Genomic DNA, 13772 nt, shown 5'->3' on the forward strand with positions numbered 1-13772 from the left:
CCATGTCCGCGCCCAAGAAAGTTGTCCTGGCCTATTCCGGTGGCCTCGATACCTCGATCATCCTGAAATGGCTTGAAACCGAGTATGGCTGTGAGGTCGTGACCTTCACCGCCGATCTGGGCCAGGGCGAAGAGCTCGAACCGGCGCGCAAGAAGGCCGAGATGATGGGCGTCAAGGAGATCCACATCGAGGATCTGCGCGAGGAATTCGTGTCCGACTTCGTGTTTCCGATGTTCCGCGCCAATGCGGTTTACGAAGGGCTCTACCTGCTCGGCACCTCGATCGCCCGGCCGCTGATCTCCAAGCGTCTGGTCGAGATCGCCGAAGCCACCGGCGCCGATGCCGTGGCCCATGGCGCCACCGGCAAGGGCAATGATCAGGTGCGCTTCGAGCTGGCCTGCTATGCGCTCAACCCCGATATCAAGGTAATCGCGCCCTGGCGCGAATGGGATCTGACCTCGCGCACCCGTCTGCTGGAGTTTGCCGAGGCGCATCAGATCCCGGTCGCCAAGGACAAGCGCGGCGAAGCGCCGTTTTCGGTCGATGCCAACCTGCTGCACACCTCGTCCGAGGGCAAGGTGCTGGAAGACCCCGCCGAAATGGCACCGGATTATGTCTATCAACGCACCGACGATCCCGTCGGCGGGCCGGACCAGCCGGAATACATCGAGATCACCTTTGAAAAAGGTGACGCCGTGGCGATCAACGGCACCGCCAAGAGCCCGGCAACGATCCTGACCGAGCTGAACGAATACGGCCGCAAACATGGCATCGGCCGTCTGGATTTCGTCGAGAACCGCTTTGTCGGCATGAAGTCGCGCGGCATCTACGAGACCCCCGGCGGCACCATCCTGCTCGAGGCGCACCGCGGCATCGAACAGATCACGCTGGATTCCGGCGCTGGTCACCTCAAGGATTCGATCATGCCGCGCTATGCCGAGTTGATCTACAACGGGTTCTGGTTCTCGCCCGAGCGCGAGATGCTGCAAGCGCTGATCGACAAGAGCCAGGAGCATGTCTCGGGCACGGTCAGGGTGATGCTGTTCAAGGGCATGGCGCGCACCGTCGGCCGCTGGTCGGATCATTCGCTTTATTCCGAGGCGCATGTCACCTTCGAGGACGACGCCGGCGCCTATGACCAGAAGGATGCGGCGGGCTTCATCCAGCTCAATGCGCTGCGGCTGAAGCTTCTTGCAGCACGGGACCGCCGATTGAAGGGCTGACGGCCCCGCACCTTACTCGTTAAAACGCTTCGGCAGGGCTCACGGTCCCTGCCGAGCGTGCCAAGCCAACTCTACTGTGCGGTAATGGTTCCCATCACGAGCTTGTCATCCACGCGGATCGGGCCGTCTTCCTTGGCGCCGAGCGTGTATTCGAAAACGCCGGTTTCCATCCCGCCGGCTTCGCTGTGAACCATCAGCATCAGCATGTCGCCCGAGGCCACGTCTTCTTGCAGAATGGCGGCGACATCCATGGTTTCCCCCATGCGGATCGGCGCATAAGCGACAACCGGGCCCGGCTTCATGTCGGTGTCGGTGCGGTGCACCACCAGCCAGCCGTTCTCGGACGCAGTGACCTTGTCGGCCGACACGACGCCATTGGAAAGGTCCTGATCAACCGCCTCGACGGCGGGGGTCATGCCGTGACCGCCGGCAAAGGCAGCGGTGGCGGACAGGGTGGCGGCGGCAAGGCTCAGTGTAAAACGGGTCATCGTCAAGTCTCCTTGGAAATCTGTTTTCACGTCCGGATCGCGTCCGGCGTTCACAGCTACGTGGCCGGTCCGGCAATAGTTTCATGTTGTCTGGGAATGTTTGGCGAATGCGGTCGGTCACACCGTCTCACCTCTGCGTGACAGGGGGCGGTGGCGGCTTGCCTGACGTGCCGCTTTTGCAACAGGCTTGGCGCAGGAGGTATCACCCATGTCCCGTTTCTCATCGCTCAAGCCAGCGCTGCTGGCAGCCCTGATCGCCCTCGGACTGATCGTGCATTCCGGAAAGGCCCGCGCCGCGGAGACCGAGGTACTGACGGTCGCCGGCGGCTGTTTCTGGTGCGTCGAGGCTGATTTCGAAAAGGTCAGAGGCGTGGCAGAGGTGGTCAGCGGCTATACCGGCGGCAACGTGGAAAACCCCAGCTACAAACAGGTGACCCGCGGCGGCACCGGCCATTACGAGGCGGTGCAGATCCGCTATGATCCCGATCAGGTCAGCCGCGCGCAGCTGCTCGGCCTGTTCTTCCGCTCGATCGACCCGACCGACGCGGGCGGCCAGTTCTGTGACCGGGGCAACAGCTACCGCACCGCCGTCTTTGTCGAAAATGCCCAGGCCAGAGCCGAAGCCAGCCGCGCCAAGGCCGAGGCGCAGGCAGCGCTTGGACAGGAGATCGTGACCCCGGTGCTCGACGCCAAACCCTTCTATCTGGCCGAAGACTTTCACCAGAATTACTACAAATCGAGCAAATCCACGCTCACCCGCTTCGGCTATATCTCGCGGGCCGATGCCTACAAGCGTTACCGCGAGGCCTGTGGCCGCGATGATCGCGTGCGCGCGCTCTGGGGCGAAGACGCGCCTTTTGTCGGCGGTTGATCAGGGGCGGAAGTCTTCCAGATCCCTGAGATCGGGGATGACATCCGCCGTGCCCTGCCGGGTCACCATCAGCGCCCCGGCGCGCTGGGCCCGGCCGATTGCCTGGTCCATCGGCATGCCCCGGTCGAGCCCGGCCACAAGATAGCCGGTAAAGGTGTCGCCGGCCCCGGTGGTATCGACCGCCGCGACCTTGATCCCGGGATAATGCCGGTCGCTGCCGCTCTGGCGCTCCAGATGCCGACAGCCCTCGGCCCCGAGGGTGACCACGATATCGGAAATCCCGAGATCGCCCAGCCCCCGCCCCAACGCTGCCTCCAGCTGCGCCGCCTCGACCTGATTGAGCACAAGGAGATCGATCCGGTCGATCACGCCGTGCACCGCTTCGGCATCGAAAGGCGCCGCGGCATAGACCACACGCATGCCTTTCTGCTGTCCGAGGCCGGCGGCAAAGCTCTGAAGGTTGGTTTCGTTCTGGAACATCAGGCTGTCCGACGGGGTCGCCCCGGCCAGCGCCGCCGTCACCTGCCCCTGCCCCAGCGCGACATTGGCACCGGGGTAAAGCACGATCTGGTTTTCGCCCGCCGCGTCGATCAGGATGATCGCATGGCCGGTGGTGTCCCCCAGCTCGGCGATATGGCGGGTGTCGACGCCATATTCCAACAGGCGCTCGACCGCCCAGCGCCCATCGGCGCCGACCGCGCCGATATGCACCACATGTCCGGCCGCCCGCGCCGCCGCCACTGACATGTTGGCACCCTTGCCGCCCAGCCCGCGGCGAAATTCGGTCGAGGCCAGGGTCTCGCCCGGCGCCGGCAGATGCGGCAGGTGATAGAAGAGATCGGCATTGATCGAGCCGAGGTTGAAGATGGTCACGCCGCTCCCCTTTCACCTTGCCTGCTGCGCCCGGTCACGGGCGAAACCCTCCACCGGAGGGTTTCCGTATGCCCGCTCACCCCACCTTGCAGGCGGCCAGTATCGCCATGTTCAGGATGTCATTGGCGGTCGAGACAGACGAACATATCTGGATCGACTTGTCGACGCCGGCGAGGATCGGCCCGATCACCGTGGCGCCTGCCATTTCCTGCATCAGCTTGGTCGAGATCGAGGCCGAATGCCGCGCCGGCACCACGAGGATATTGGCCGGACCGGTCAGCCGCGAGAACGGATAGGCCTTTTGCGCCTGGGCGTTCAGCGCCACGTCGACGGTCATTTCGCCTTCGTATTCAAAGCTCACGCCGCGCCGGTCCAGCACCTTGGGCGCGAGCAGCATCTTGGTCGCCCGTTCCGACACCGGGTAGCCAAAGGTCGAAAAGCTGACAAAGGCGACCCGGGGTTCCAGCCCCAGATGCCGCGCCACATCGGCCGAGCGTTCGGCGATGGTGGCGAGATCCTCTTCGTCGGGCCATTCCTGTACCAGCGTATCGCCGATCAGCACGATCCGTCCCTTGTGCAACAGCGCCGTCACGCCGACGGCGCCATGCTCGGCATCGGCGTCGAAGACGTAGTTCATCCGCTCCAGCACATGCGCCGATTTGCGCGTCGCGCCGGTGATCAGCCCGTCGCCATGGCCATGCGCCAGCATCAGCGCGGCAAAGACATGCCGGTCGCGCGCGGCGAGCCGGTGGATATCCTTCTCGTCGTGGCCCTTGCGTTGCAGGCGGCTGTACAGGAAATCCTTGTAGGTCTCGAGATAGCGGGTATTGGCAGCGTTGACGATTTCCAGCTCGCGGGCCGCATCGCCCATGCCAGCGGCCTGAAGCTTGGCCCTTACATCGTCGTCACGGCCGACCACCAGCGCCTTGCCCAGCCCGTTGCGCTGATACATCACCGCGGCGCGCAGCACCCGGGGATCGTCGCCTTCGGCAAAGATCATCCGCGCCTGATTGGCGCGCGCACGCGCATTGATGCCGCGCAGGATCGAGGCGGTCGGATCGAGCCGCGATTTCAGCGACAGCTCATAGGCTTCCATGTCGACAATCGGCCGCCGCGCCGCGCCGGTGTCCATGCCGGCCTTGGCGACGGCGGGCGGAATGCGGTGGATCAGACGCGGGTCGAACGGCGTCGGGATGATGTAATCGCGCCCGAAGGTCAGGTTCTTGCCATAGGCCAGCGCCACCTCGTCGGGCACATCCTCGCGCGCCAGCTCCGCCAGCGCCTCGGCGCAGGCGATCTTCATCTCGTCGTTGATCGCGCGCGCATGCACGTCAAGCGCGCCGCGAAAGAGATAGGGAAAGCCCAGCACGTTGTTGACCTGGTTCGGGTAATCCGAGCGGCCGGTGGCGACGATGGCGTCCGCGCGCACCTCATGCGCCTCTTCCGGCGTGATTTCGGGATCGGGGTTGGCCATGGCAAAGATCACCGGATCCTCGGCCATGCTCATCACCATCTCCTGGGTCACCGCGCCCTTGGCCGACACGCCAAGGAAGACATCCGCCCCCTTCATCGCCTCTTCCAGCGTGCGCAGATCGGTGTTGGCGGCATGCGCTGATTTCCACTGGTTCATGCCCTCGGTGCGGCCCTGGTAGATCACTCCCTTGGTGTCGCACATGATGCAGTTGTCCTGCTGCGCGCCCATGGATTTCACCAGTTCGAGACAGGCGATCCCCGCCGCCCCGGCGCCGTTCAGCACGATACGGCAGTCCTCGATCTTCTTGCCCGACAGATGCAGCGCGTTGATCAGCCCGGCGGCACAGATCACCGCGGTGCCGTGCTGGTCGTCGTGAAAGACCGGGATGTCCATCTCTTCCTTGAGCCGCTGCTCGATGATGAAACACTCGGGTGCCTTGATGTCCTCGAGGTTGATGCCGCCAAAGGTCGGCCCCATCAGCCGCACCGCGTTGCAGAAGGCGTCGGGGTCTTCGGTATCCAGCTCGATATCGATCGAATTGACGTCGGCGAAGCGTTTGAAGAGCACCGCCTTGCCTTCCATCACCGGTTTCGAGCCCAGCGCGCCAAGGTTGCCCAGCCCCAGAACCGCGGTGCCGTTCGAGATCACCGCCACCAGGTTGCCCTTGTTGGTGTAGTCATAGGCGGTTTCCGGCTTGGCGGCGATTTCCTCGCAGGGCACGGCGACGCCGGGCGAATAGGCCAGCGACAGGTCGCGCTGGGTGGTCATCGGCACCGAGGGGGTGATCTCGAATTTGCCCGGTGCGGGCTCGAGATGGAAGGCAAGGGCCTCTTCGCGGGTGATCTTGGCTTTGGGCATTCACTGGCCTCCCTGTTTCCGTCTGGCGGGTTGTAACCAAGCCCCGAAGCGAAGCAAAGCGCAAGCTTTGCCGCAATTCCCGAAGGGGCCTTTCGGCTTTTCCCGACAATCGCGGAAGTTTATGGTCTGCGGCAACACCGAAGGGGGCAGAATGAGCAGCGGCAAATCCACCGTGACGCCGATGATGGCGCAGTATCTCGAGATCAAATCCGGTTATGAAGATGCACTTCTGTTTTACCGGATGGGAGATTTCTACGAGCTGTTCTTTGACGATGCCAAGGCGGCGGCCGAGGCGCTCGACATCGCGCTGACCAAGCGCGGCAAGCATGATGGCGGTGACATCCCGATGTGCGGCGTGCCGGTGCATGCCGCCGAGGGTTATCTGCTGACGCTGATCCGCAAGGGCTTTCGCGTCGCGGTCTGCGAACAGATGGAGAGCCCGGCCGAGGCCAAGAAACGCGGCGCGAAATCGGTTGTGAAACGCGACGTGGTGCGGCTTGTCACCCCCGGCACGCTGACCGAAGAGAGCCTGCTCGAGGCGCGGCGGCACAATTTCCTCGCCGCCTATGCGCTGGTGCGCGACGCGGCGGCGCTGGCCTGGGTGGATATCTCGACCGGGGCGTTTCACGTGATGGCGTTGCCGCAGGTACGCCTGGGGCCGGAGCTGGCGCGACTCGCCCCGTCCGAAGTGCTGGTGTCCGAAGCACAGGAGATCGAGCTGGCGAATGTGGTGGCCGACGCCGGCGCGGCGCTGACCGCGCTGGGGCGCGGCTCCTTCGACAGCTCACTGGCAGCGGACCGGGTGGCCGAGGTCTTTGGCGTGGCCTCGCTCGATGCTTTCGGGACGTTCGAACGGGCCGAGCTTTCGGCAATGGGCGCGCTGGTCGACTATCTGAAGATCACTCAGAAAGGCAAACTGCCGCTGCTGCGCCCGCCGCAGAAAGAGGCCAGCGGCGGGGTGATGCAGATCGACGCCGCGACCCGGCGCAATCTGGAACTGACCGCGGCACTTTCCGGCGGGCGGGCCGGATCGCTGCTCGCCTGTATCGACCGCACGGTGACCGCCGGCGGCGCGCGGCTGCTGGAGCGCCGGTTGTCCAGCCCGTCGCGCGATCTGGCGGAGATCAACGCGCGGCTCGAGGCGGTGGGTTTTTCACTGGACGAAACGGAATTTCGTTCTGCGCTGCGCGAGGCCCTGCGCAAGGTTCCCGACATCGACCGGGCGCTGTCGCGGCTGTCGCTCGACCGAGGTGGCCCGCGCGATCTGACTGCCGTGCGCAACGCGCTGGAACAGGCCGCCGAAATCGGCGCGCGCCATGACGATACCGCGCTGCCAGCGCGGCTGCACGACGCGGTGGCGCGGCTCTCGGGGCATGACGCGCTGCTCGACCTGCTCGACCAGGCGCTGGTGGCGGAACCGCCGCTGCTGGCGCGCGATGGCGGATTCATCGCGCCGGGCCATGACGAGGAGCTCGACGAGGCTCGCACCCTGCGCGACGAGGGCCGCAGCGTGATCGCCCGCATGCAGCAGGAGTATGTCAGCGAAACCGGCATCAACTCGCTGAAGATCAAGCACAACAACGTGCTGGGCTATTTCATCGAATGCACCGCCACCCATGCCGACAAGATGCATGCGCTGTCCGAGCGGTTCATCCACCGCCAGACCACCGCCAACCAGGTGCGCTTTACCACCGTCGACCTGTCAGAGCTGGAAACCCGCATCCTCAATGCCGGCAACCGCGCGCTGGAGATCGAGAAACGGCTGTTCGCGGCGCTGCGCCGGGCCATTCTCGACGCTGCCGGGCCGCTGGGCGATCTGGCCCGCGCCTTGAGCGAGCTGGATGTCACCACCGCGCTGGCCGAACTGGCGGCGCAGGAGGATTGGACGCGGCCGGTGGTGGACAACAGCCGGATGTTTCACGTGGAAACCGGGCGGCACCCGGTTGTCGAGACGGCGCTGAAACGCGAAGGCGATCCCTTTGTCGCCAATGATTGCGATCTGAACGACGCCGATGGCGCCTCGGCGATCTGGCTTCTGACCGGGCCGAACATGGCGGGTAAATCGACCTTCCTGCGGCAGAATGCGCTGATCGCCGTGCTGGCGCAGATGGGCGCCTTTGTCCCCGCCGAAAAGGCGCATATCGGGCTGGTGTCGCAATTGTTCAGCCGCGTTGGCGCCTCGGACGATCTGGCACGCGGTCGGTCGACCTTCATGGTGGAAATGGTCGAGACCGCCGCCATTCTCAACCAGGCCGACGACCGCGCGCTGGTGATCCTCGACGAGATCGGCCGCGGCACGGCAACCTATGACGGGCTGTCGATCGCCTGGGCAACACTGGAACATCTGCATGACGTCAACCGCTGCCGCGGCCTCTTTGCCACGCATTACCACGAGATGACCTCGCTTGCCGGACGGATGGCCGGAGTCGAGAATGCCACCGTCGCGGTGAAGGAATGGCAGAACGAGGTGATCTTTCTGCACGAGGTCAAGAAAGGCGCGGCGGATCGGTCTTATGGGGTGCAGGTGGCGCAACTGGCGGGGCTGCCCAAGGTGGTTGTCGGCCGCGCGCGCGAGATCCTCGATGCGCTGGAACAAGGCGAGCGTGAGGGCGGCAAGCAGAAGGCGGTGATCGACGATCTGCCGCTGTTCTCGGCGATGGCGGCCGCGCCGGCGCCGGTGGCTGCGGCCGAGCCATCGGAAGCGGAGGCGCGGCTGCGCGAGTTGCATCCCGACGAGCTGTCCCCGCGCGAGGCATTGCAGGTGATCTATGAGCTGAAGGGCTTGGTCTAGGCGGTCTCGTTTTCGGGAGCCGCGCCAGATCAAGGCCGGAACGTAAAAACGCCGCCCCGAGGGGCGGCGCTTTCAAACTTACCCGCCGGTGTTCGACGAGACCCCGACCTGCGCCGGGCGCAAGAGACGGTCGTGCATGATGAATCCGTCGGCCGAAACCTGGATGATCTCGCCGGCCTTGGTGCCGGGCACCGGGGCTTCGAACATCGCCTCATGATGCTGCGGATCGAATTTGTCGCCAACCTGCGGCGTGATCGGATCGATGCCGTGTTTCTTCAGCACCGACACCAGCTCGCGCATGGTCAGCTCGACACCCTCGATCAGCGCGGCGGCGACCTCTTTCTGGTCTTCCGGGGTCGCCTCGACCGCCCGCTTCATGTTGTCGTAGACCGGCAACAGATCGCGGGCCAGACGCGAGCCGCCATACCGCTCGGCGTCATGCCGTTCCTTTTGCGCCCGCTTGCGCGAATTCTCGGCATCGGCCAGGGCGCGCATGAATTTGTCCTGAAGCGCGTCGCGCTCGGCGCGCAGCGTGTCCAGCTCGATCGCTGCGTCGTCCATCTCTTCCATCTCGCCTGCGAGTTCTTCGGCTTCTGCCTCGTCAATATCGTCGAGGAATTCTTTCTCCGGCTCTGCCATTCTTCACCTCTAACTTCGGTCGGAAATCAGCTTGCCGACCAGCTGTGCCGTATAATCCACGATCGGAACGATGCGCCCGTAGTTCAGCCGCGTGGGGCCGATCACACCGACCGCACCGATGATCTTTCGATCCGCGTTCATATATGGAGAGACCACCAAAGAGGAACCCGAAAGAGAGAAAAGTTTGTTCTCTGAGCCGATAAAAATCCGCACACCATCGCCGGTTTCGGTCAATTCGAGGAATTCGGCAATGTCCCGCTTACGTTCGAGATCGTCAAACAGCACGCGAATCCGTTCCAGGTCTTCCTCGGCCCCCTGCTCGCCCAGAAGATTCGACCGCCCGCGCACGATCAGCCGGGCGGAATCGGCCGCATCGTCCGACCAGATCGCCAGTCCGCTTTCGACCAGTTCCTGTGACAGGCTGTCGATTTCCTGGCGACGTTTCTTGATCTCCTTGGTGAACTCGCTGCGCAGCTCGCTGAGGGTGCGGCCTTCGATCAGCGCATTGAGGAAATTCGCCGCCTCGCGCATCGAGCTCGGCGTCTGGCCCGGCGGCGGAGTGAAGATCCGGTTTTCGACGTGACCATCGGCAAAGACCAGCACCACCAGCGCCCGGTCCTGCGCCAGCGAGACAAATTCGATATGGCGGATCGGCGCCTCGTGTTTCGGCGTCAGCACCAGCGAGGCGCCATGGGTCACCCCCGAGAGCGCCGATCCCACCCGATCGAGCAGGTTCGACACGTCACTGGCATTGTCGCCCAAAGTCTGATCGAGCGCGGCGCGATCTTCCATCGCCAGCTCGTCGACCTCGAGCAGCCCGTCGACGAACATCCGCAGCCCCTGCTGGGTGGGAATCCGCCCGGCGCTGACATGCGGGCTGTCGAGCAGGCCGAGATATTCCAGATCCTGCATCACGTTGCGCACCGTCGCGGCGCTGACCTTTTGTGACAGGGTGCGGGTGAGCGTGCGCGAGCCCACCGGCTCGCCCGTGCTCAGATAGCCTTCGACCACCCGGCGAAACACTTCGCGCGAGCGGTCGTTCATCTCTTCGAGTATTCTCGAGCCGTCGCTCATCGGGCTCTGACCCCTTCCTTTCCTGCCATCGGACCACGCCACGACAGGGTTGCGCAACAGGCCGCCCGCCCGTATCCCGGCGGAGAAACCAGCAAGGACAAGATCATGCGACCGTCTGGACGGAACTTAAGCGAAATGCGCGCCGTTTCAATCGAAACCGGTGTCACGAAACATGCAGAAGGCTCCTGCATGATCAGGATCGGCGACACCCATGTGCTCTGCACCGCCACCATCGAGGACCGGGTGCCACCCTTCATCAAAGGCTCGGGCCTGGGCTGGGTGACGGCGGAATACGGCATGCTGCCGCGCGCCACCAACACCCGCATGCGGCGCGAGGCCTCGGCCGGCAAGCAAGGCGGCCGCACGGTGGAAATCCAGCGGCTGATCGGCCGCAGCCTGCGCGCCGGTGTCGACCGGGTGGCGCTGGGGGAACGTCAGATCACTGTCGACTGCGATGTGATCCAGGCCGATGGCGGCACCCGCTGCGCCTCGATCACCGGCGGCTGGGTGGCGCTGAAACTGGCGGTCAACAAACTGATGAAGACCGGCGATGTGGTCTCGGATCCGTTGACCGATCCTGTGGCCGCGGTGAGCTGTGGCATCTATGCCGGCCAGCCGGTGCTCGACCTCGACTATCCCGAAGACAGCGAAGCCGGCGTCGATGGCAACTTCATCATGCTCGGCAGCAAGCAGCTGATCGAAGTGCAGATGTCGGCCGAAGGCTCTGTGTTTTCCCGCGATCAGATGAACGCGCTGATGGACCTGGCCGAAAAAGGCGTCGAGGAACTTGCTGCGGCGCAGAAAGCGGCGGTGGCATGAGCCGGAAATTCTCGGGCGACAAGCTGGTCATCGCGACCCACAACCAGGGCAAGCTAGAAGAAATTCAGGCATTGCTCGCGCCGTATGGCGTCGAGGTTGTGGGCGCGGCGACATTGGGGCTGGATGAGCCCGAGGAGACCGAAACCACATTCGTCGGCAATGCCCGGATCAAGGCGCATGCGGCGGCCAGGGCCACCGGCCTGCCCGCCCTTGCCGATGACAGCGGCATCGAGATCACCGCACTGGGCAACGCCCCCGGCGTCTATACCGCCGATTGGGCCGAAACCCCGAATGGCCGCGATTTCGAGATGGCGATGCGCCGCACGCATGAGGAGCTCGAGGCGATAGAGGCCCCCCACCCCCGGCTGGCGCAGTTCTGCTGCACCCTGGTGCTGGCCTGGCCCGATGGCCATGACGAAGTGTTCCCCGGGGTGATGCCGGGCAAGGTAGTCTGGCCGATGCGCGGCGATCAGGGGCATGGCTATGACCCGATCTTCGTGCCAGATGGCTATGACATCACCTTTGGCGAAATGGCGCGCTGGGAGAAAAACAGGATTTCGCACCGCGCCGATGCCTTCGCCAAACTCGTGGCCGGCTGCTTTGACTGAGGACTGGCAGGTCGGCGGCTTCGGGCTTTATGTCCACTGGCCGTTCTGCGAGGCCAAATGCCCGTATTGCGACTTCAATTCCCATGTTACCCGGCGCATCGACCATGACGCCTGGCGCGAGGCCTATCTGAGCGAGATAGACCGGATCGCCGCGCAGACACCGGGCCGCGTGCTGCGCTCGGTCTATTTCGGCGGCGGCACGCCATCGCTGATGCAGGTCGAGACGGTCGAGGCGGTGCTGAACCGCGTGGCGCAGCGCTGGACCCTGGCGAATGACGTGGAAATCACCCTGGAGGCCAACCCCTCGTCGGTCGAGGCCGGCCGTTTTCGCGGCTATCGCGCCGCCGGGGTCAATCGCGTCTCGCTGGGCGTGCAAGCGCTGAATGACACCGATCTGCGGCGGCTCGGGCGGCTGCACGACGTGGCGCAGGCGGAAGCGGCAATTGCCATTGCGCAAGAGACCTTCGAGCGGATGAGTTTCGACCTGATCTATGCCCGGCAGGATCAGAGCCTTGCCGAGTGGGACAGCGAATTGCGCCGGGCGCTCGACATGGGCGTCGACCACCTGTCGCTCTACCAGCTGACGATCGAGGATGGCACCGCCTTTGGCGATCGTTTCAAGGCCGGCAAGCTGCGCGGTCTACCGCAGGAAGAGCTTTCGGCGGATATGTATGCGCTCACCCAAGAGATTTGCGAGGCCGCCGGCCTGCCGGCCTATGAGGTGTCGAACCATGCCCGCGAAGACCGGCAATCGCGGCACAACCTGATTTATTGGCGCGGCGGCGATTATGCCGGCATCGGGCCCGGCGCGCATGGGCGGCTGACACTCGACGGCGCGCGGATTGCCACCGAGGCGCGGCGCAATCCCGGCGTCTGGCTCTCGGCCGTGGCGCAGGGCGATGCGGAAATGCGCAGTACGCTGAACACCACAGATATTGTGTTGGAATACATCATGATGGGGCTGAGAACATCAGAACCGCTTGATCTGGCGCGCCTGAAAGCGCGCACCGGCGCCGAGATTCCGGCGGCCCGGCTTGCCCATTTGCAAGAGCTTGGCATGATCGAGCGGCGTGACGCGCTGGTTTCGGTCACCCCGGCGGGGCGACCGATCCTCAATGCGGTGATTTCCGAGCTGATCCGCGACTTTGACTGAGCGCTATTCGCCGGCCAGTCTGCGGCAGAGATCGTCGAGCTGCTCGAGCGAGCTGTAATTCAGCACCAGTTTGCCGCCTTCGCTGCCCGGTTTGTGCTCGACCGAGACCTTGAGGCCGAGATGCGCCGAAAGATCGCCTTCGAGCGCCCGGGTGTCGGCATCCTTGCCTTTCGGCTCTGCAAGAAACCCGGTTGTTGGCGCTTTCGGCTCGGGCGCGTCGCCCTGCTTGGCCGCCTTTTCGGTTTCGCGCACCGAGAGACCCTGGGCCACCACGCGTTTTGCCAGCCCGACCGGATCGTCGCAGGTTACCAGCGCGCGGGCATGGCCGGCCGAGAGCTCGCCCTGCTGCAACATTTCGCGCACCTCGTCGGGCAGCGTCAGCAGGCGCAGCAGATTGGCGATGTGGCTGCGGCTCTTGCCAAGCGCCTTGGCCAGCTTTTCCTGGGTATGGCCGAAACGGTCCATCAGCTGGCGAAAGCCCATCGCCTCTTCCACCGGGTTGAGATCGGCGCGCTGAATGTTCTCGATAATGGCGACTTCGAGCACTTCGGTGTCAGTGAAATCGCGGATGATGACCGGGATCTCGTGCAGCTGCGCCATCTGCGACGCGCGCCAGCGGCGTTCGCCGGCAACGATTTCATAGCGGTCTTCGCCTTGCGGGCGGACGATCAACGGCTGGATCACGCCCTTTTCCGCGATCGAATTCGCCAGCTCCTGAAGCGCGTCCTGGGTGAATTGGCGGCGCGGCTGATCGGGGTTGGGGAAAATCCGCTCGACCGGGATCATCCTGTCGGCGCGGCGCGGCGCCTCGCCGGTTTCGCCGGGCGTCTGCTCGACATCCGCCATCAACGCCGACAATCCGCGGCCCAGACCGCGACGTTTTTCCTGTTTCATCTGCTCT

The 13772-nt window shown here is 64.4% G+C and carries 12 protein-coding genes; 6 read left to right on the plus strand and 6 right to left on the minus strand.

Features of this window, described 5'->3' with window-relative positions:
- Positions 1-2: 2 nt before the first annotated feature.
- A complete protein-coding gene (locus tag AC0J5K_RS17100; protein WP_074836502.1) occupies positions 3-1223 on the plus strand; it encodes an argininosuccinate synthase in 1221 nt (406 codons plus the stop codon).
- Between the two features lie 71 nt (positions 1224-1294).
- On the opposite strand, the gene AC0J5K_RS17105 is transcribed toward AC0J5K_RS17100, so the two are convergent.
- Complete coding sequence (locus AC0J5K_RS17105) at positions 1295-1711, minus strand: DUF7282 domain-containing protein (RefSeq protein WP_048533548.1); 417 nt, start codon at positions 1709-1711, stop codon at positions 1295-1297.
- Between the two features lie 208 nt (positions 1712-1919).
- Here AC0J5K_RS17105 and msrA point away from each other — a divergent pair, with 208 nt between their 5' ends.
- Positions 1920-2582: a peptide-methionine (S)-S-oxide reductase MsrA gene (msrA, locus tag AC0J5K_RS17110; RefSeq protein WP_074836503.1), complete on the plus strand. Its 663-nt coding sequence runs from the start codon at positions 1920-1922 to the stop codon at positions 2580-2582.
- On the opposite strand, the gene AC0J5K_RS17115 is transcribed toward msrA, so the two are convergent.
- Both AC0J5K_RS17115 and AC0J5K_RS17120 read right to left on the minus strand, forming a co-directional pair.
- Positions 2583-3455, minus strand: coding sequence for a ribokinase (locus tag AC0J5K_RS17115; RefSeq protein ID WP_274561926.1), 873 nt, complete (start codon positions 3453-3455; stop codon positions 2583-2585).
- 76 nt (positions 3456-3531) lie between these two features.
- A complete protein-coding gene (locus AC0J5K_RS17120) occupies positions 3532-5787 on the minus strand; it encodes an NADP-dependent malic enzyme (RefSeq protein ID WP_048533551.1) in 2256 nt (751 codons plus the stop codon).
- 151 nt (positions 5788-5938) lie between these two features.
- Between AC0J5K_RS17120 and mutS the strand changes: the two genes are divergently transcribed.
- Positions 5939-8578, plus strand: coding sequence for a DNA mismatch repair protein MutS (gene mutS / locus AC0J5K_RS17125; protein WP_274561931.1), 2640 nt, complete (start codon positions 5939-5941; stop codon positions 8576-8578).
- Positions 8579-8656: 78 nt separating this feature from the next.
- Here mutS and AC0J5K_RS17130 read toward each other — a convergent pair whose 3' ends face one another.
- Together AC0J5K_RS17130 and hrcA are read right to left on the minus strand one after the other, a co-directional pair.
- On the minus strand, positions 8657-9217 hold the full coding sequence (locus tag AC0J5K_RS17130) for a nucleotide exchange factor GrpE (RefSeq protein WP_048533552.1): 561 nt from the start codon (positions 9215-9217) through the stop codon (positions 8657-8659).
- Between the two features lie 9 nt (positions 9218-9226).
- The gene (gene hrcA, locus AC0J5K_RS17135) at positions 9227-10291 is read right to left on the minus strand and encodes a heat-inducible transcriptional repressor HrcA (RefSeq protein ID WP_048533553.1); all 1065 of its coding nucleotides are present in this window, start codon (positions 10289-10291) and stop codon (positions 9227-9229) included.
- Between the two features lie 105 nt (positions 10292-10396).
- On the opposite strand from hrcA, the gene rph reads away from it, so the two are divergent.
- From rph to hemW, 3 genes are read left to right on the plus strand one after another with little or no spacing between them, the layout of a single operon-like run.
- The gene (rph, locus tag AC0J5K_RS17140) at positions 10397-11110 is read left to right on the plus strand and encodes a ribonuclease PH (RefSeq protein ID WP_048533554.1); all 714 of its coding nucleotides are present in this window, start codon (positions 10397-10399) and stop codon (positions 11108-11110) included.
- Complete coding sequence (gene rdgB / locus AC0J5K_RS17145) at positions 11107-11718, plus strand: RdgB/HAM1 family non-canonical purine NTP pyrophosphatase (protein WP_048533555.1); 612 nt, start codon at positions 11107-11109, stop codon at positions 11716-11718. Before rph ends, rdgB begins: the two co-directional genes overlap by 4 nt.
- Positions 11681-12871 carry a radical SAM family heme chaperone HemW gene (gene hemW, locus AC0J5K_RS17150; RefSeq protein WP_074836505.1) on the plus strand — a complete coding sequence of 397 codons (1191 nt, stop codon included), beginning with the start codon at positions 11681-11683 and terminating at the stop codon, positions 12869-12871. Before rdgB ends, hemW begins: the two co-directional genes overlap by 38 nt.
- A 3-nt stretch (positions 12872-12874) precedes the next feature.
- Here hemW and AC0J5K_RS17155 read toward each other — a convergent pair whose 3' ends face one another.
- On the minus strand, positions 12875-13765 hold the full coding sequence (locus AC0J5K_RS17155; protein ID WP_048533557.1) for a ParB/RepB/Spo0J family partition protein: 891 nt from the start codon (positions 13763-13765) through the stop codon (positions 12875-12877).
- Between the last annotated feature and the right edge of the window lie 7 nt (positions 13766-13772).

It is taken from the genome of Marinovum sp. E3 (assembly GCF_055755275.1).